Annotated in this window: 17 protein-coding genes; 15 read left to right on the top strand and 2 right to left on the bottom strand. The window is 72.6% G+C overall.

What is annotated here, in order from left to right; genetic code table 11:
• The coding region (gene queF / locus G5B56_RS16040; protein WP_164963879.1) for a preQ(1) synthase at positions 1-401 on the top strand (401 nt) is incomplete at its 5' end.
• Entirely contained in the window at positions 398-838 is a 441-nt protein-coding gene (locus tag G5B56_RS16035) for an SET domain-containing protein (protein WP_009856901.1), read from the top strand. The genes queF and G5B56_RS16035, both read left to right, overlap by 4 nt.
• A 215-nt stretch (positions 839-1053) precedes the next feature.
• On the opposite strand, the gene G5B56_RS16030 is transcribed toward G5B56_RS16035, so the two are convergent.
• Positions 1054-2241, bottom strand: a complete 1188-nt coding sequence (locus G5B56_RS16030) for an acetyl-CoA C-acyltransferase family protein (protein WP_164963878.1) — start codon at positions 2239-2241, stop codon at positions 1054-1056.
• 112 nt (positions 2242-2353) lie between these two features.
• On the opposite strand from G5B56_RS16030, the gene dapC reads away from it, so the two are divergent.
• From dapC to G5B56_RS15990, 8 genes are all read left to right on the top strand, one after another.
• The gene (dapC, locus tag G5B56_RS16025; protein WP_164963877.1) at positions 2354-3550 is read left to right on the top strand and encodes a succinyldiaminopimelate transaminase; all 1197 of its coding nucleotides are present in this window, start codon (positions 2354-2356) and stop codon (positions 3548-3550) included.
• Positions 3547-4368 carry a 2,3,4,5-tetrahydropyridine-2,6-dicarboxylate N-succinyltransferase gene (dapD, locus tag G5B56_RS16020; RefSeq protein ID WP_164963876.1) on the top strand — a complete coding sequence of 274 codons (822 nt, stop codon included), beginning with the start codon at positions 3547-3549 and terminating at the stop codon, positions 4366-4368. Before dapC ends, dapD begins: the two co-directional genes overlap by 4 nt.
• A gap of 29 nt (positions 4369-4397) precedes the next feature.
• Complete coding sequence (locus G5B56_RS16015) at positions 4398-5594, top strand: PilT/PilU family type 4a pilus ATPase (RefSeq protein ID WP_009856897.1); 1197 nt, start codon at positions 4398-4400, stop codon at positions 5592-5594.
• Positions 5591-6736 carry a succinyl-diaminopimelate desuccinylase gene (gene dapE / locus G5B56_RS16010; protein WP_164963875.1) on the top strand — a complete coding sequence of 382 codons (1146 nt, stop codon included), beginning with the start codon at positions 5591-5593 and terminating at the stop codon, positions 6734-6736. The genes G5B56_RS16015 and dapE overlap by 4 nt, the downstream gene beginning before the upstream one ends.
• Complete coding sequence (gene prmB, locus G5B56_RS16005) at positions 6733-7602, top strand: 50S ribosomal protein L3 N(5)-glutamine methyltransferase (RefSeq protein ID WP_164963874.1); 870 nt, start codon at positions 6733-6735, stop codon at positions 7600-7602. The genes dapE and prmB overlap by 4 nt, the downstream gene beginning before the upstream one ends.
• Positions 7599-9581 carry an ABC-F family ATP-binding cassette domain-containing protein gene (locus tag G5B56_RS16000; protein ID WP_164963873.1) on the top strand — a complete coding sequence of 661 codons (1983 nt, stop codon included), beginning with the start codon at positions 7599-7601 and terminating at the stop codon, positions 9579-9581. Before prmB ends, G5B56_RS16000 begins: the two co-directional genes overlap by 4 nt.
• A 95-nt stretch (positions 9582-9676) precedes the next feature.
• Positions 9677-10138 (top strand): MarR family winged helix-turn-helix transcriptional regulator, encoded by a 462-nt coding sequence (locus tag G5B56_RS15995; RefSeq protein WP_009856893.1) that lies wholly within the window; start codon positions 9677-9679, stop codon positions 10136-10138.
• 37 nt (positions 10139-10175) lie between these two features.
• Positions 10176-10610 carry an Ohr family peroxiredoxin gene (locus G5B56_RS15990; protein WP_009856892.1) on the top strand — a complete coding sequence of 145 codons (435 nt, stop codon included), beginning with the start codon at positions 10176-10178 and terminating at the stop codon, positions 10608-10610.
• A gap of 7 nt (positions 10611-10617) precedes the next feature.
• On the opposite strand, the gene G5B56_RS15985 is transcribed toward G5B56_RS15990, so the two are convergent.
• Positions 10618-11562 (bottom strand): asparaginase, encoded by a 945-nt coding sequence (locus tag G5B56_RS15985; protein WP_164963872.1) that lies wholly within the window; start codon positions 11560-11562, stop codon positions 10618-10620.
• Positions 11563-11630: 68 nt separating this feature from the next.
• On the opposite strand from G5B56_RS15985, the gene lexA reads away from it, so the two are divergent.
• From lexA to G5B56_RS15960, 5 genes are all read left to right on the top strand, one after another.
• Positions 11631-12326 (top strand): transcriptional repressor LexA, encoded by a 696-nt coding sequence (gene lexA, locus G5B56_RS15980; protein ID WP_009856890.1) that lies wholly within the window; start codon positions 11631-11633, stop codon positions 12324-12326.
• A 5-nt stretch (positions 12327-12331) separates the two neighbouring features.
• A complete protein-coding gene (locus G5B56_RS15975) occupies positions 12332-12709 on the top strand; it encodes a helix-hairpin-helix domain-containing protein (protein WP_206026638.1) in 378 nt (125 codons plus the stop codon).
• Positions 12710-12984: 275 nt separating this feature from the next.
• Positions 12985-13398: a hypothetical protein gene (locus tag G5B56_RS15970; protein WP_230758163.1), complete on the top strand. Its 414-nt coding sequence runs from the start codon at positions 12985-12987 to the stop codon at positions 13396-13398.
• The gene (locus G5B56_RS15965; RefSeq protein WP_009856887.1) at positions 13395-13763 is read left to right on the top strand and encodes a hypothetical protein; all 369 of its coding nucleotides are present in this window, start codon (positions 13395-13397) and stop codon (positions 13761-13763) included. The genes G5B56_RS15970 and G5B56_RS15965 overlap by 4 nt, the downstream gene beginning before the upstream one ends.
• Positions 13764-13820: 57 nt before the next feature.
• Positions 13821-17084, top strand: a complete 3264-nt coding sequence (locus G5B56_RS15960) for an AAA family ATPase (RefSeq protein ID WP_164963871.1) — start codon at positions 13821-13823, stop codon at positions 17082-17084.
• The last annotated feature ends 24 nt before the right edge of the window (positions 17085-17108 follow it).

Genomic DNA, 17108 nt, shown 5'->3' with positions numbered 1-17108 from the left:
CGCCCACCCAGCCCAGCAAGGAACTGCAGGTCTTCCCGAACCCGGCGCCCGAACGCGACTACGTGATCCGCTTCGACGTGCCCGAGTTCACCTGCCTGTGCCCGCTGACCGGCCAGCCCGACTTCGCGCATTTCACGATCGAGATCGTGCCGGACCAGCTGTGTGTCGAGCTGAAGAGCCTGAAGCTCTATTTCTGGAGCTATCGCAACGAAGGCGCGTTCCACGAGAAGGTGACCAACACCATCCTCGAGGACCTGGTGAAGGCCATCCAGCCGCGTTTCCTGCGCATCCACGGCAACTGGTTCGTGCGTGGCGGCATCGGCACCCACGTCACCGTCGAACACCGCGCCAAGGGCTGGAAGCCGGCCGCGCCGGTCGTGCTGCCGGCGCCGCAGGCGTGAACGTGCCGCAGGCGCCGCGCGTCGAACGACGGCCCTATCAGAAGTACGCGGTCGACGTCGCTGTCAGCGCCATCGACGGCCACGGTGTCTTCGCCGCCGAGGCCATCCCGGCGCGCGTGAAGATCGGCGAGATCCGCGGCGAGGCGCTGAGCGTCGAGCAGGCGCGCATCCGGGCGACGCGGCACGAACGCATCATGATCGTCGAGCTGTCGCCCAAGCGCGCGATCGACTTCACGCTGTCGACCGACCCGATGCGCTACACCAACCACAGCTGCCAGGCCAACGCCCGGCTGGTGCTGGACAACGGCCGCGTCGAGTTCTTCTCGCTGCGCGCCATCGCCCCGGGCGAGGAGATCACCGTCGACTACGGCGAGACGCACCACGGCGGCACGCTGCCGTGCCGCTGCGGCGCGCCCGGCTGTCGCGGGGCGCTGTAACTGACAGGCCTGCGGCGCCGCGGCAGTCGGGAATGCAGGGGTCAGGTCTCAAGAGACCTGACCCCACCTCTGCGGCCGCCGGAAAGCCGAAAAGCCGGGGTCAGGTCTCGAGAGACCTGACCCCACCGCACGAGAGACCTGACCCCACCGCAGCGTTGACCGCACCTCAGCGTGGCCGCACCTCAGCGTGACCGCGCCTCAGCGGCCGCCGGCCGTCAGACGCGCTCGAACGCGGCGGCGATGCCCTGGCCGCCGCCGATGCACATCGTCACCAGCGCGTAGCGGCCGCCGATGCGGTGCAGCTCGTGGATCGCCTTGGTGGTGATGATCGCGCCGGTGGCGCCGATCGGGTGGCCCAGCGAGATGCCCGAACCGTTGGGGTTGACCTTGGCCGGGTCGAGGTCGAGCTCCTTGGACACCGCGCAGGCCTGGGCGGCGAAGGCTTCATTGGCTTCGATGACGTCGAAGTCGCCGACCTTGAGCCCGGTGCGCGCCAGCAGCGCACGCGTCGCCGGCACCGGGCCGATGCCCATGATCGCCGGCTCGACGCCGGCGTGCGCGTAGCCCACCAGCCGCGCCAGCGGCCTCAGCCCGTGCACCTTGACGGCGTCAGCGCTGGCCAGCACGACGGCCGCGGCGCCGTCGTTGATGCCCGAGGCGTTGCCGGCGGTCACCGTGCCGTCCTTCTTGAACGCCGGCTTCATCTTCGCCAGGCCTTCCAGCGTCGTCGCCGGCTTGACGTGTTCGTCGGTGTCGAAGACGACCTCGCCCTTCCTCGTCTGCTGCACCACCGGGACGATCTGCTCGCGGAAATAGCCGGCTTCCAGCGCCGCGGCGGCGCGGCGGTGGCTCTCGACCGCCAACGCGTCCATCTGCTCGCGCGTGATGCCGAAACGTTCGGCGACGTTCTCGGCGGTGATGCCCATGTGCACCTTGTGGAACGGGTCGTTCAGCGCGCCGACGACGAAGTCCAGGATCTGCGCGTCGCCCATGCGCGCGCCCCAGCGGGCGCCCGGCATCAGGTAGGCGCCGCGCGACATGTTCTCGGCGCCGGCGCCGATGGCCAGCTCGCAGTCGCCGAGCGTGATGGCCTGCGCTGCCGAGACGATGGCCTGCAGCCCCGAGCCGCAGAGCCGGTTGACGTTGAAGGCCGGCGTCTCCTGCGGCAGCCCGGCGCCGATCGTGGCGACGCGGCTGAGGTAGGCGTCACGCGGCTCGGTCGGCACGACGGTGCCCATCGCCAGGTGGCCGATGGCGGCGGCCGGCGCGCCGGAGCGATCGAGCGCGGCCTTGACGGCCAGCGTCGCCAGCTCGGACAGCGGCACGTCCTTGAGGGCGCCGCCGAAGGTGCCGATCGCGGTGCGGGCGGCGGCGACGACGAAGATCTCGCGCGGAAGGCTCATGGGCTTCTCCAGTCAGGTTGGACGGGGGACATCGTGCCGGAACCGGCAGTGCAACGGTGGCGACCGATTGTGTCCACCGGCCGCCGCATCCCCCTCCGGGATAATCCGCGCCATGAACCCGCTGCTCGCCCGCCTGAACCCCTACCCCTTCGAGCGCTGGCGCGAGCTGACGCGCGGTCTGGTGCCCAATCCGGCGCTGCGGCCGGTCAACCTGGGCATCGGCGAGCCCAAGCACCCGGCGCCGGCATTGCTCGAGGAAGCGCTGGTGGCCAACCTGAAGTCGCTGGCCGCCTACCCGGCGACCGCCGGCGAGCCGGCGCTGCGCGAAGCCTGCGCGGCGTGGCTGGTGCGGCGTTACGGCATCACGGTCGACGCGGCGAGCCAGGTGCTGCCGGTGCTGGGCTCGCGCGAGGCGCTGTTCTCGTTCGCGCAGACGGTGATCGACCCGACGCGCGAGAACGCCACCGTCGTCTGCCCCAACCCGTTCTATCAGATCTACGAAGGCGCGGCGCTGCTGGCCGGCGCCCGCACCGCGTTCGCGCCCAGTGACCCGGCGCGCAACTTCGCCGCCGACTGGTCGGCGATCGACGACGCGACCTGGGCCACGACGCAGATGCTCTACGTCTGCTCGCCCGGCAACCCGACCGGCGCGGTGATGCCGCTGGACGAATGGGCGCGGCTGTTCGAGCTGTCCGACCGCCACGGCTTCGTCATCGCCAGCGACGAGTGTTATTCGGAGATCTATTTCCGCGACGAGGCACCGCTGGGCGGGCTGGAGGCGGCGGCGAAACTCGGCCGCAGCGACTTCCGCAACCTGGTCGCGTTCACCAGCCTGTCCAAACGCAGCAACGTGCCGGGGCTGCGCTCGGGCTTCGTCGCCGGCGACGCCGCGCTGCTGAAAGCCTTCCTGCTCTACCGCACCTACCACGGCAGCGCGATGAGCCCGCTGGTGCAGCGCGCCAGCGTCGCCGCCTGGAACGACGAGACGCACGTCGTCGCCAACCGCGAGGCCTATCGGCAGAAGTTCGCCGCCGTGACGCCGCGCCTGGCCGAGGTGCTGGACGTCGCGCTGCCCGACGCCGGCTTCTACCTCTGGGCGGCCGTCCCCGGCGGTGACGACGTGGCCTACGCCCAGGGCCTGCTCGCTCAATACAATGTGACCGTCCTGCCCGGCAGCCTGCTGGCGCGCAGCGTGCAGGGCCGCAACCCCGGCGCCGGCCGCGTCCGCATGGCGCTCGTCGCACCGCTCGAGGAATGCCTCGAAGCCGCCGAGCGCATCGTTTCCTACACCGAAAGCCTCACCCGATGACGACCCAGCTCCAAGCCACCATCGACCTCGCCTGGGAACGGCGTGCCGAGATCAACGCCGTCAACGCCCCCGAGGTGCGAGACGCCGTCGAGCACGTGATCGACGAACTCGACGCCGGCCGCCTGCGCGTGGCCGAACGCCAGGCCGTCGGCCAGTGGACCGTCAACCAGTGGGTCAAGAAGGCGGTGCTGCTGTCCTTCCGCCTCAACGACAACCGCCTGATGCAGGCCGGTGACCTGAGCTTCTTCGACAAGGTCGAGACCAAGTACGGCGGCGCCGACGCCGAGGCCCTGCGTGCCACCGGCGTGCGCGTCGTGCCGCCGGCGGTCGCGCGCCGCGGCAGCTTCCAGGCGAAGAACGTCGTGCTGATGCCCAGCTACGTGAACATCGGCGCCTACGTCGACGAAGGCACGATGGTCGACACCTGGGCGACGGTGGGCTCCTGCGCGCAGATCGGCAAGAACGTGCACCTGTCGGGCGGCGTCGGCATCGGCGGCGTGCTCGAGCCGCTGCAGGCCAACCCGACGATCATCGAGGACAACTGCTTCATCGGCGCCCGCTCCGAAGTCGTCGAAGGCGTGATCGTCGAGGAGAACTCGGTGATCTCGATGGGCGTCTACATCAGCCAGAGCACCAAGATCTACAACCGCATGACCGGCGAAGTGAGCTACGGCCGCATCCCGGCCGGCTCGGTGGTCGTCAGCGGCTCGCTGCCGGCGGCCGACGGCAGCCACAGCCTGTATTGCGCGGTGATCGTCAAGCAGGTCACGGCGGCCACGCGCGCCAAGACCAGCATCAACGACCTTCTCCGGGCCTGAGCCCCGGCAGGATCGACGAAAGGATCGGCATGTCGGGCAACATGGAACGGGTCCTCCGCCTGATGGCGGAGAAGAACGCCTCCGACGTCTACCTGTCGGCGAACACGCCGATCCTCATCAAGATCCACGGCCAGATCCTGCAGCTGTCGGACCAACTGCTGAGCCCGACGCAGACGCGCCAGCTGCTGGCCGAGCTGCTGACGCCGCACCAGCTCGAGGAGCTCGACGACACCGGCGAACTCAACGTCGGCATCGGCATCCCGCGTGTCGGCAGCTTCCGGCTGTCGGCGTTCAAACAGCGCGGCACCGTCGCCGCGGTCTTCCGCTGCATCCCGCACCAGATCCCGGCGCTGGACACGCTGGGGCTGCCGACGATCCTGTCGCAGCTGGTCACCGAGAAACGCGGCCTGATCCTGATGGTCGGCGCCACCGGCACCGGCAAGAGCACGACGCTGGCGTCGATGCTGGAGTGGCGCAACCAGCAGGTCACCGGCCACGTGCTGACGATCGAGGACCCGATCGAGTTCCTGTTCTCGAACAAGAAGTCCATCGTCAACCAGCGCGAGGTCGGCCGCGACACGCAGAGCCTGCAGATCGCGCTGAAGAACGCGCTGCGCCAGGCGCCCGACTGCATCATGATCGGCGAGATCCGCGACCGCGAGACGATGACCGCGGCGACCTCGTACGCGCTGTCGGGCCACCTGGTGCTGGCCACGCTGCACGCCAACAACAGCTACCACGCGCTCGGCCGCATCCTGTCGTTCTACACGCCGGAAGCGCGGCCGACGCTGCTGTCGGACCTGGCCTCCGGGCTGCGTGCGGTGATCTCGCAGCGCCTGCTGCGTGCCACCACCGGCGGGCGCGTGCCGGCCGTCGAGGTGCTGCTCAACACCAAGCTCGTCTCCGAGCTGATCGAGAAGGGCGACCTCGCCGGTGTCAAGGAAGCCGTCGAGAAGTCGCTGGCCGAAGGCTCGCAGACCTTCGAGCAGGACCTGGCGCGGCTGATCAACGAAGGCGTCATCACGCGCGAGGAAGGCCTGGCCTACGCCGACTCGCCGACCAACCTGCTGTGGCGGCTGCAGAACGAGCCCGCCGGCGGCGCCACCGCCAAGGCCGCGCCGCCCAAGCCGGCCGACGACCTGGAGCCGGCGACCTTCACCGAGATCACGATCGACGTGCGCCCCGACGACGGCCGCAGCGGCGCCGCCCCCTGGACGGTGCGATGAACAACGCCCTTCGCCTGGCCGAGCAGCTGATCGCGCGCCGCTCGGTCACCCCCGAAGACGCCGGCTGCCAGGCCTTGATCGCCTCGCGCCTGGCGGCGCTGGGTTTCGAGTGCGAGACGATCGTCTGCGGCCCGGAGAACTTTCGCGTCACCAACCTGCTGGCGCGCCGCGCCGGCGGCCTGCCGGGCCCGGTGCTGGCCTTCGCCGGCCACACCGACGTCGTGCCGACCGGCCCGCTGGACCGCTGGACCAGCGACCCCTTCGTGCCCAGCCACCGCGACGGCCGGCTCTACGGCCGCGGCGCGGCCGACATGAAGAGCTCGCTGGCGGCGATGGTCGTCGCCGTCGAGGAGTTCATTGCCGCGCAGCCGCGCCACGCCGGCGCCATCACCTTCCTGCTGACCAGCGACGAAGAAGGCCCGTCGGTCGACGGCACGGTGCGCCTGGTCGAGCTGCTGCAGCAGCGTGGTGAACGCCTGGACGCCTGCATCGTCGGCGAGCCGACCTCGGTCTCGCGCCTGGGCGACATGGTCAAGAACGGCCGCCGCGGCTCGCTGTCGGGCCGGCTCACCGTGATCGGCAAGCAGGGCCACATCGCCTACCCGCAGCTGGCGAAGAACCCGATCCACGTCTTCGCGCCGGCGCTGGCCGAACTGGCGGCGATGCGCTGGGACGAAGGCAACGCCTTCTTCCCGCCGACGAGCTGGCAGGTCAGCAACCTGCACGGCGGCACCGGGGCGAGCAACGTCATCCCGGGCGAGCTGGTCGTCGACTTCAACTTCCGCTTCAGCACCGAGTCCACGCCCGAGTCGCTGCAGGCGCGGGTCGCCGAGGTGCTGGCGCGCCACGGCGTCGAACACCGGCTGGAGTGGACGCTCTCCGGCCGTCCCTTCCTGACGACGCCCGGCCCGCTGATCGCCGCCCTGAGCGCGGCCATCGTCACCGAATGCGGCGTCGAGCCCGAGCTCAGCACCACCGGCGGCACCTCCGACGGGCGTTTCATCGCCGCGATCTGCCCGCAGGTCGTCGAGTTCGGGCCGCTGAACGCCACCATCCACCAGATCGACGAACACGTCGACGCGGCCTCGGTCGAGACGCTGAAGAACGTCTACCGCCGCACGCTGGAACACTATCTCCGATGACCCTGATCGAGCTGATCGAGACCTCCAGCGCCCGCCTCGCCGAGGCGGGCGTTTCGTTTGGGCACGGCACCACCAATGCCTTCGACGAAGCCGCCTGGCTCGTGCTGTGGAAGCTGGGCCTGCCGCTGGACGCGCTGGACGAACACGCCGCGCGTGAACTGTCGGCCGCCGACGTCGCCGGCTGCGAGACGTTGCTGGCCGAACGCATCGCCACGCGCAAGCCCGCCGCCTACCTGACCGGCGAAGCCTGGCTGCAGGGCGTGCCCTTCAGCGTCGACGAACGGGTCATCGTGCCGCGTTCGCTGATCGCCGAGCCGCTGGCCGACGGTGCGATCGACGCCTGGCTCTCGGACCAGACGCGGCGCGTGCTGGACCTGTGCACCGGCAACGGCAGCCTGGCCGTGCTGGCGGCGATGGCCTGGCCCGAGGTCGAGGTCGACGCCAGCGACCTCAGCGCCGACGCGCTGGCCGTCGCCGCGATCAACGTGGCGCGCCACGGCCTGCAGTCGCGCATCCGATTGCGCCAGGGCGACGGCCTGGCGGCCGCCGACGGCGTCTACGACCTCGTGCTCTGCAACCCGCCCTACGTCAACGCCGAGGCGATGGCCGCGCTGCCGGCCGAGTACCGCGCCGAGCCCGAGCTGGCGCTGGCCGGCGGTGCCGACGGCATGGACTTCGTGCGCCTGCTGCTGGCCGAGCTGCCGCGCCACCTGTCGCCGCACGGCGTGCTGGTGCTGGAGATCGGCCACGAACGCGCGCATTTCGAAGCCGCGTTCCCGCGCCTCGAAGCTGTCTGGCTGGAAACCAGCGCCGGCGAGGACCAGGTGCTGCTGCTGACCGCGCAAGCGCTGGAGGCCGGCCTGTGATCACGCTGCGCAACATCACGCTGCGCCGCGGCGTCAAGGTCGTGCTGCAGAACGCCAACCTGGTGCTGCAGCCGGGCGAGAAGGTCGGCCTGATCGGCCGCAACGGCGCCGGCAAGTCCAGCCTGTTCTCGCTGCTGACCAACCGGCTGCAGGCCGACAGCGGCGACGTCGAGATCCCGCCGCGCTGGCGCCTCGGCGAAGTGGCGCAGAATATGCCCGAGACCGACGACGGCGCGACCGACTTCGTGCTGCAGGGCGACATCCCGCTCGTCGAGGCCCAGGCCGCGCTGGCCGCGGCCGAAGCCTCGGGCGACGGCCACGCGATCGCCGAAGCCCACATGCGGCTCGACGAAGCCGGCGCCTTCGACGCGCGTTCGCGTGCCCAGGCGCTGCTGCTGGGCCTGGGCTTCCGCAGCGACCAGCTCGACGCGCCGGTGAACAGTTTCTCCGGCGGCTGGCGCATGCGGCTGCAGCTGGCGCGCGCGCTGATGTGCCCGGCCGACCTGCTGCTGCTCGACGAACCGACCAACCACCTGGACCTGGACGCGCTGGTCTGGCTCGAAGCCTGGCTCAAGCGTTTCGACGGCCTGATGGTCGTCATCAGCCACGACCGCGAGTTCCTCGATGCGATCACCCGCGTCACCGTCCACCTCGACGACTGCACGCTGACGCGCTACGGCGGCAACTACAGCACCTTCGAGGAGATGCGTGCCGAACGCATGAGCCAGCAGCAGGCGGCGTTCGCCAAGCAGCAGGAGAAGATCGCGCACCTGCAGCGTTTCATCGACCGCTTCAAGGCCAAGGCGACGAAGGCAAAGCAGGCGCAGAGCCGGGTCAAGGCGCTGGCGCGCATGGAAAAGCTGGCGCCGGTGCTGACCGCCAGCGACTTCGAGTTCGAGTTCCGCGAGCCGGTCAGCCTGCCCAACCCGATGCTGTCCCTCGACGGGCTGGTCTGCGGCTACGGCAGCACGACCATCGTCCGCAACGTCAGCCGCTCGGTGCTGGCCGGCCAGCGCATCGGCATCCTGGGCGCCAACGGCCAGGGCAAGTCGACGCTGGTGAAGACCATCGCGCGCGCGCTGCCGCCGCTGGGCGGCACGATGACCGAGGGCAAGGGCCTGGTCATCGGCTACTTCGCGCAGCAGGAGCTGGACGTGCTGTCGCTGGGCGACGGCCCGCTGATGCACATGGTGCGCCTGGCGCGCGACGTCGGCCCGGCGGCGCGCGAGCAGGAACTGCGCGACTTCCTCGGCCGCTTCCGCTTCACAGGCGACATGGTCACGCAGGCCGTCGGCTCGCTGTCCGGCGGCGAGAAGGCACGCCTGGTGCTGGCGATGCTGGTCTGGCAGCGCCCCAACCTGCTGCTGCTCGACGAGCCGACCAACCACCTGGACCTGACGACACGCGAGGCGCTGTCGATCGCGCTCAACGAGTTCGAAGGCACGGTGATGCTGGTCAGCCACGACCGCGCGCTGCTGCGCGAGACCTGCGACGAGTTCTGGCTCGTCAGCCGCGGCGGCGTCGAGCCCTTCGACGGCGACCTCGACGACTACCAGCGCTGGCTGCTGGAGGTCTCGCGCGCCACGGCGCGTGGCCAGGAACCGCCGCCGCCGCCGCGGCCGGCGGCGTTCGTGCCGGCAACGCCGGTGGAGAGCAAGGCCGCCCAGCCGGCGCGTCCGGCGCCCCAGCCGAGTGGCGACCGCCGCGAAGACCGCAAGCAGGCCGCGCAGGCGCGCCAGGCGCTGGCCAACCGCACGCGCCCGCTGCGCAACGAACTGGCGCAGATCGACACCCGGCTGGAAAAGCTGGCCGCCGAGCGCGCCGAGCTGGAGGCCCAGCTCGCGTCCGGCACGATGTCCGGCGCCGAGATCGCCGAAGCCGGCCGGCGCCTGAACCACGCCGCCGCCGAGACCGGCATGCTCGAGGAACGCTGGCTCGAGCTGCAGACCGAGATCGAGGCGCTGCAAGCCGAAAACTGAGGTCGATGCCGGCGCCGCCGGCTTCGACCCTTCGCGCCGTCGGCGTATCAAGTTGTGCGCAACCGAGTTGCGCGCAACTGTCTACAGTGCGGCCCATGGCCTCGACCGACGCCCCCGCCCTGCTGCCGCTGGAACGCCAGCTCTGCTTCGCGCTCTACGCGGGCTCGCTGGCGATGACGCGGCTGTACCGGCCGCTGCTCGACCCGCTGGGCCTGACCTACCCGCAGTACCTCGTGATGCTCGTGCTGTGGCACGAAGGCCGGCAGACGGTGTCGGGCATCGGCGAACGGCTGGACCTGGAGTCCGGCACGCTGACGCCGCTGCTGCGGCGGCTCGAACGCGCCGGTCTGGTGCGCCGCGAGCGCGACGAGGCCGACCAGCGCCGCGTCTACGTCGAGCCGACCGAAGCCGGCGTCGCGCTGCAAGACCGGGCCGTCGAGCTTCAAGGCCGGCTGCTGGCCGGCGTCGACTGCGACGCCGCCGAACTGGCCGTGCTCGTCGAGCGTGTTCAGGCGCTGCGCCGGCGCATCAACGAATCCCTTCCCCGCGCGGCCTGAGGCCGCCCGTCACGACGCCACTGCAAGGAGACTTCCCATGGCCATCGAAAAAGCGCTCTACACCGCCCGCGGCACCGCCACCGGCGGCCGCACCGGCACCGCCAAGTCCGACGACGGCCGTCTGGACATCCAGCTGTCGACGCCCAAGGCGCTGGGCGGCGACGACGGCGCCGGCACCAACCCCGAGCAGCTCTTCGCCGCCGGTTACGCCGCCTGCTTCATCGGCGCGCTGAAGGCCGTCGGCGCCCGCCACAAGAAGGCGATCCCCGCCGACGTGGCCATCCACGCCGAAGTCTCGATCGGCCCGCACGCCGGCAAGCCGGGTGCGTTCGGCATCGCCGTCGCGCTGACGGTGTCGCTGCCGGGCTTCGAGCGTGCCGAAGCCGAGGCGCTGGTCGCCGAGGCGCACGAGGTCTGCCCGTACTCCAACGCGACGCGCGGCAACGTCGACGTCGCGCTGTCGGTCGCCTGACGGCGGCTCAGGTGCGGCGCGCCAGCAGGTCCAGCATCAGCTCGATGCGAGCCTGCGCCGGCGTCGCCGCGCCGTAGTGCGGCAAGGCGCCGTCGGTCGTGCCGACGACGCCGCCCGCCAGGCAGCGCGAGGCGCGCACCACGGCCACCCCGGCCGCCGTCGCCCGCGCCGCCGCCTCGCGCAGCGCCGTGTGCACCGTGCCGTTGCCGGTGCCGGCGATCACCAGGCCGTCGACGCCGTCGGCCACCAGCGCATCGACGATGCGGCCGCTGGCGCCAGCGTGGCTGGTGACGATCTCGACGCGCGGCCATTGGCCCGGCGGCACCTCGCCGACCGGCGCGGGATGCAACTCAGGCGCCGGCCAGTCGCGCAGCCGGCGGAAGACGCCGTCTTCGACCAGCGCCAACGCCCCGGCGTCGCCGGCGGAGAAGGCGTCCAGCTGCCAGCCGTGCAGCTTGCGCAGCTCACCGCCCGCCCAGACCTTGCCGCCGAAGGCGACCAGCACGCCGCGGGCGCCGGGTTCACGCGCCAGGCGCACCGCGTCGAGCAGGTTCTGCGGGCCGTCGGGCGACGGCGCGCTGGCCGGGCGCATCGCGGCGGTCAGCACCACCGGCTTGGGCGCGGCCAGCGTGCGGTGCAGGAACCAGGCGGTCTCCTCCAGCGTGTCGGTGCCATGCGTGACGACGACGCCGGCGACCTCGGGCCGGGCCAGCCGCGACTGCAGCTCGCGGCGCAGCAGCGCCCAGGTCGCGTGGTCCATGTCGCAGCTGTCCAGCCGCGCCAGCGTCCAGGTCTCCAGCGCCTCGCCGGCCAGCGCCGGCACCGCCGCGGTCAGCTGTTCGGCCGACAGCGCGCCGGCGTCGTAGCCGACGAGATCGTCGCCGCGGGCAGCCGTGCCGGCGATCGTGCCGCCGGTGGCGACCAGCGCGACGACACGCGATTCGCTTTGCATTCCGTGGTCCTCTGGATGAAAATACAGTGATCTGGATGAATCTCCAGTCTCAAAGACCGGATCACGCGATGGACGACAGCCCCAAGCTCACGCCGCGACAGCAGCAGATCCTCGACCTCGTGCAAAGCGCGATCGAGCGCACCGGCGCCCCGCCCACCCGGGCCGAGATCGCCGCCGAGCTGGGCTTCCGTTCGGCCAACGCGGCCGAGGAGCACCTGCAGGCGCTCGCCCGCAAAGGTGTCATCGAACTCGTCGGCAACACCTCGCGTGGCATCCGGCTGAAGTCTGACACACTGCGTGCGCTCGCCGAGGCGCGCCTGTCGCAGCACGGCAAGCAGTTCAGCCTGCCGCTGCCCAGCCTGGCGCAGCTGACGCTGCCGCTCGTGGGCCGCGTCGCCGCCGGCAGCCCGATCCTGGCGCAGGAACACATCGACCAGAGCTTCGTCGTCGAGGCCTCGCTGTTCCAGCGCAAGCCCGACTACCTGCTGAAGGTGCGCGGCATGAGCATGCGCGACGCCGGCATCATGGACGGCGACCTGCTCGCGGTGCAGAAGGCGCACGAGGCCAAGAACGGCCAGATCGTCGTCGCGCGCCTGGGCGACGACGTCACCGTCAAGCGTTTCCGCCGCACCAAGGCGGCGATCGAGCTGATCCCCGAGAACCCCGATTTCCAGACCATCGTCGTGCCGCTGGCAGGCAGCGACCAGGGTTTCGAGCTCGAAGGCATCGCGGTCGGCCTGATCCGCAACACGATGCTGATGTGAGCGTGATGGCCGCGCCCTACGCCCGTCGCACGCTGCCTTCGGCGCCGCCGCTGCCGGGGCCGGCGCGCCCGCCGCGCGCCCCCAAGGCGCCGCGGCCGCTGAAGGCGCGCACGGCCGACGAGTGCGAGCTGCTCGAACAACTGCCCAACATCGGCCCGTCGATTGCCGGTGACCTGCGCCTGCTCGGCATCCAGCACCCGCGCGAGCTGGCCGAACACGACGCGCTGGCGCTGTACCGCGCGCTCTGCGACGCCACCGGCAAGCGGCAGGACCCCTGCGTGCTCGACACCTTCATGGCCGCCGTCGACTTCATGCGTGGCGCCGAGCCGCGCCCGTGGTGGAGCTACACCGCTGAACGCAAGGCCCGGCACGGCGTCGTCTGAAACCGTCGGCAGGTTTTGCTGATCGCGGCGAGTCCTGCCATACCGGGTCCGACTGCCGCGCCTGATCGCCGCGCCTGACCGCCGCGTCCGATCCCCCGCCTGCCGGGGCTGCGTGGCCGGCATCGCGCCGCGTCGGCGTGCAGCCGGCGCCGCGGCCACGTGCGCGTGGCTCACGCAGAACTGACCGGCATCGGCCACGCTGTTCGGCGCTTAAACCTGGGTCGAGCCGCACACAATGGACTCAAGCAGCGCCATTCGTGGCCGATATCACGCTCATGACCAGTTCGAGCATGTCGCCCTGGAACACCTCGCATCAAGCGGACAACGCAGGTTTCGGTCGCACCCCGGTGCCGCCGCCGTCGTTGCGCACCGCGCCGACGGCTGCCTGGGACCGCTTCGTCTTCTGGTTGACGGCCCCCGCGGCCAAGGACGCGGCGCCGCCGCTGAGCCAGTTGCCGCGGGCGCGGCAGCAGTTCCTGGACAGCCTGCACGATCTCGCCGGGGCTGACGTCGGCCGGCTCGCCGAGCGCATCGGCCAGGCCCGCACGCTGCGTGAACTGTGGCACCTGCGGGCCGACGTCTACCGCGTCGTCGCGCTGCACCGCAGCCAGTCGGAGGCCGAGCGCCGCGTCACCCGCCTGAACGCCCACTTCCCCAAGCGCGGCCGCAACCGGCTGAAGGCGCCATGAACACGCTCACCCTGCGCTCCGTCGCCCGTGCGCCGATCGCGGTCCACCCGGTGGTCGGGGCGGTCGCGCTCGCCGGCCCGCGCCTGGCGCGGCTGGCCGAGCGCCGGGCCTTCGTGACGACCAAACACGACTTCCTCACCGCCGTCGAAGGCCTGGAAGGCTCGCACGCCGAATGGGTGCGCCGCCAGATCCGGGCCGCCGAGCAGCCGTCGGACCTGTGGCTGCTGCGCGGCACCGTGTTCGAGGCGCTGGCCGACGCCGGCCAGTCGGCGCTCGAGCCGCTGCTGCGCGCCAGCCTGGACACGCTGTTTCGCTGCGGCGCCCCGGCCACCGACTTCCTGTCCAGCCGCGTCCTGACGCGCTGAACCCACCGCCGGATCGCGCGGTAGGCGCAGCGCGCGGCGCTGGCCAGAATCGGCGCCATGACGACGCCGGACGGCCCTGCGGCGACGCCGCCTCCGCCCTCGCCCGCGCCTGTGCTGCGGCTCGAACTGCTGCGCCGGCACCGGCTGCACGCCGGCGCCGTGGTGCACGAGCTCAGCCGCAAGGACGCCGCGCTGCTGGCCATCCTGGCGCTCGACGGCAGCGCCGCGCGCGAGCAGCTGGCGCGCTGGCTGTGGCCCGGGGCCGACCCCGCGCGTGCGCTCGCCAGCCTGCGCCAGCGGCGCTTTCGCCTGGCCCGCTGCGCCGGGCAGCCCGTCGTCGACGGCGACGAGCGCCTGCGCCCGGCAGCCGCACTCCGACACCCGGCACTCGACCCCGACGGCGCGCTGGCCGCCGACGCCTCGGCGCTGGACGGCGACTGGCTGGAAGGGCTCGCCTTCGACGACTGCCCCGAGGTCGAACGCTGGCTGACGCAGGCGCGTGAACGCTGGCGCCTGCTGCGCGCCCAGGCGCTGGCGCGTGTGGCCAGCACGCTCGAGGCCGAACAGCGTCTGGCCGCTGCGCTGCTGCTGGCGCAGCGCCTGGCCGAATACGAGCCGCTGTCGGACCACGCCGCGCGCCGGCTGATGCGGCTGCACCATCTTCGCGGTGATCTCGGCGCGGCGATCGAGGTCTACCGCCGCTTCGCCGAACGCCTGGACGCCGAGCTGGGCGAACTGCCCGACGACGAAACCGCCGCACTGGCCGCCAGCCTGCGCCAGGGTGAGGCGCCACGCCGCGCCCCGAGGCCGTTGCCGCCGGTGCTGCGGCGGCCGCCGCGCCTGGTCGGCCGCGAATCTGCCTGGCAGCTGCTGGACGCCGCCTGGCGCGACGCGGCGACGCTGCTCGTCGAAGGCGCCGCCGGGCTCGGCAAGACCCGCCTGCTCGCCGACTTCCTGCAGCCGCACGACGGCGTGCTGCGGCTGGCGGCGCGGCCGGGCGACGCCGAACGGCCTTACGCGCTGCTCGCGCGGCTGCTGGCGCGGCTCTGGTTCGACAGCGACGCGCCCTGGCCCGACGGCCCGCAGGCCCTGCCCGGCTGGGCGCGGCGTGAACTCTCGGCACTGCTGCCCGAACTCGGCGCCGAGGCCCCGCCCCGGCTCGATGCGCTGCGCCTGCAGCGGGCGCTGGCCCAGGCGCTGCGGCCGCCGCCGGGGCGCACGCCGCTGCGCCTGCTGGCCTTCGACGACGTGCACCAGGCCGACGCCGCGACGCTGGAGCTGCTGCCGGCGCTGGCCGGCGACGGTCTGCCGTGCTGGCTGGCGGTGCGCAGCGGCGAGCAGCCGCCGGCGCTGGTGCGCTGGATGGCCGCGTCCGACCCGCCGCGCCACCTCCCGCTGCAGCCGCTGGACGCCGCGCAGCTGCAGCAGTTGCTGGCCGACGTCGCCGACGGCACGGCCGCCGATGCCGACGCCCTGCTGCGCTACACCGGCGGCATCCCGCTGTTCGTGCTGGAGACGCTGCGCGCGCTGCACGAGCAGCCCGGCACGGCCTTCGACCCCGGCAGCGCCCCGGCCGGCGCCGCTGCCGTCGTCCAGGCACGGCTGCAGGCCCTGCCCGAGGCGGCGCGCCAGCTCGCCGGCGTCGCGGCGGTGCTCGAGAGGCCGCTGACGCTGGGCGACGCGGCGGCGATGCTGGGCGGCATGCCGCTGGACTGGTCACCGGCGGTGCGCACGCTGCAGTCCAGTCAGTGGCTGGACGCGCAGGGCCAGCTGCACGACCTGGTGCGTGCCGCCGTGCGCGACGCGCTGCCCGCGCCGCTGCGCGCGTGGCTTCACGGCCGTGCCGCCGCCTGGCTGGCGCAGCAACCGGTGCCGGCGCGACGGCTGGCCCACCACTGGCAGCAGGCCGGCCGCCCCGAGCTGGCCGCAGCGCAATGGCGTGCGGCGGCGCTCGAGGCGCGCCGGCGTGCCCGGCCGCTGGAGGAAACCACGCTCTGGGACCACGCGATCGCCGCCTGGGAGGCCTGCGGCCGTGCCGACGCGGCGCTCGCCGACCGGCTGGACAGCGTCGAGGCCCGGCTCTTCACCACCGGTCCCGAAGCCGTGCGCCGGCAGACGGCCGCCCTGCTCGAGAAAGCGCAGGACGAAGGCCAGCGTCTGGCGGTGCTCGTCGTGCACCTCGGCGTGCTGCAGGTCGCCGGCGACTACGAGGCGGCGCTGCCGCTGGCCGAACAGGCGCTGGCGCTGGCGCGCCGCCGTGGCGACGCCGCGGCCGAGCTGCGTGCCGCGCAACACCTGGCGACGACGCAGGTGCAGTTCGGCCGCATGGCGCAGGCGCTGCACGGTCTGGAGCAGGCCGCGCCGCTGCTGGCGGCGGCGCCGGCCCAGCGTTTCGCCTATTTGTCCACACGCAGCTGGGTGCTGCACCGCGCCGGGCGGCTGGCCGAATGCACGCGTGTGCTGGCGCGCTGCATCGTGCTCGCCCGCCGCGCCGGCGACCTGATGGAGGCCTGCACCTGCAGCAGCAACATGGCCAGCCTGCTGGTCAGCCTGGGCCGCTACGGCGACGCGCTTGCCGCGGCCGAGGCGGCGCTCGACCTTCGCACCCAGCTCGGCCCGGCCGACGGCGTGCACGGCGCCAACGTCGACCTGAACCACGGCTACGTGCTGCTGGGGCTGGGCCGCATCGCCGAGGCGCTGGCCGCGATCGCACGCGCTCGGGACGCCTTCGAGCGCTGCGGCGGCGCCTCGCTGTGGCCGGTCATCGCCGCCAACGCGATGGCCGGCGGCGAGCTGATGCGCGGCGAAACCGACGCCGCCGCGGCCTGTCTGGTGGCGCCGACGGCGCAGACCCCGCCGTTCATCGCCGCCCGGCACCACGTGCTGGCGGCGCGCATCGCACGCGCACGCGGCCAGGACCCGGCACCGGCGCTGGCCGCCGGCGAGGCCGTGCTGGGTGCCACCGGCGACCCGGTGCAGAGCCTCGCGCTGCAGGCCGAACGCCTGCTGGCCGGCCCGGCACCGTTGGCCGCTGCCGGGCTGGCCGGGCTGCAGGCACAGGCGCACGCGGTCGAGCAGCACGCCAACGCCGCGCGTTACGGCTGGCTGCGCATCGGCTGCCTGCTCGACACCGGCGATGCCGGCGACGCCGAGACCGCGGCCGCCGAGGCGCGCGCCTTGCTGGCCCGGACGGCGCCGCGGCCCATCGACCTGGCGCCGCGCACGATGTGGACGCTGGCCGCCCGCGCCCTGGTGGCGTCGCCACGCGTCGCGGCGCGGGCGCGGCGCGAGGCCGCACGCGCGGCACTGCTGGAGCGGTAACGGCCGGGTAACGCCGGCTTTCGA

The sequence above is a fragment of the Rubrivivax sp. JA1026 genome, assembly GCF_011065555.1.
Classification (GTDB): Bacteria; Pseudomonadota; Gammaproteobacteria; order Burkholderiales; family Burkholderiaceae_C; genus Rubrivivax; species Rubrivivax benzoatilyticus.
The sequence above is the reverse complement of the archived record's forward strand: the minus strand, read 5'-3'. Positions and strand labels throughout refer to the sequence as shown.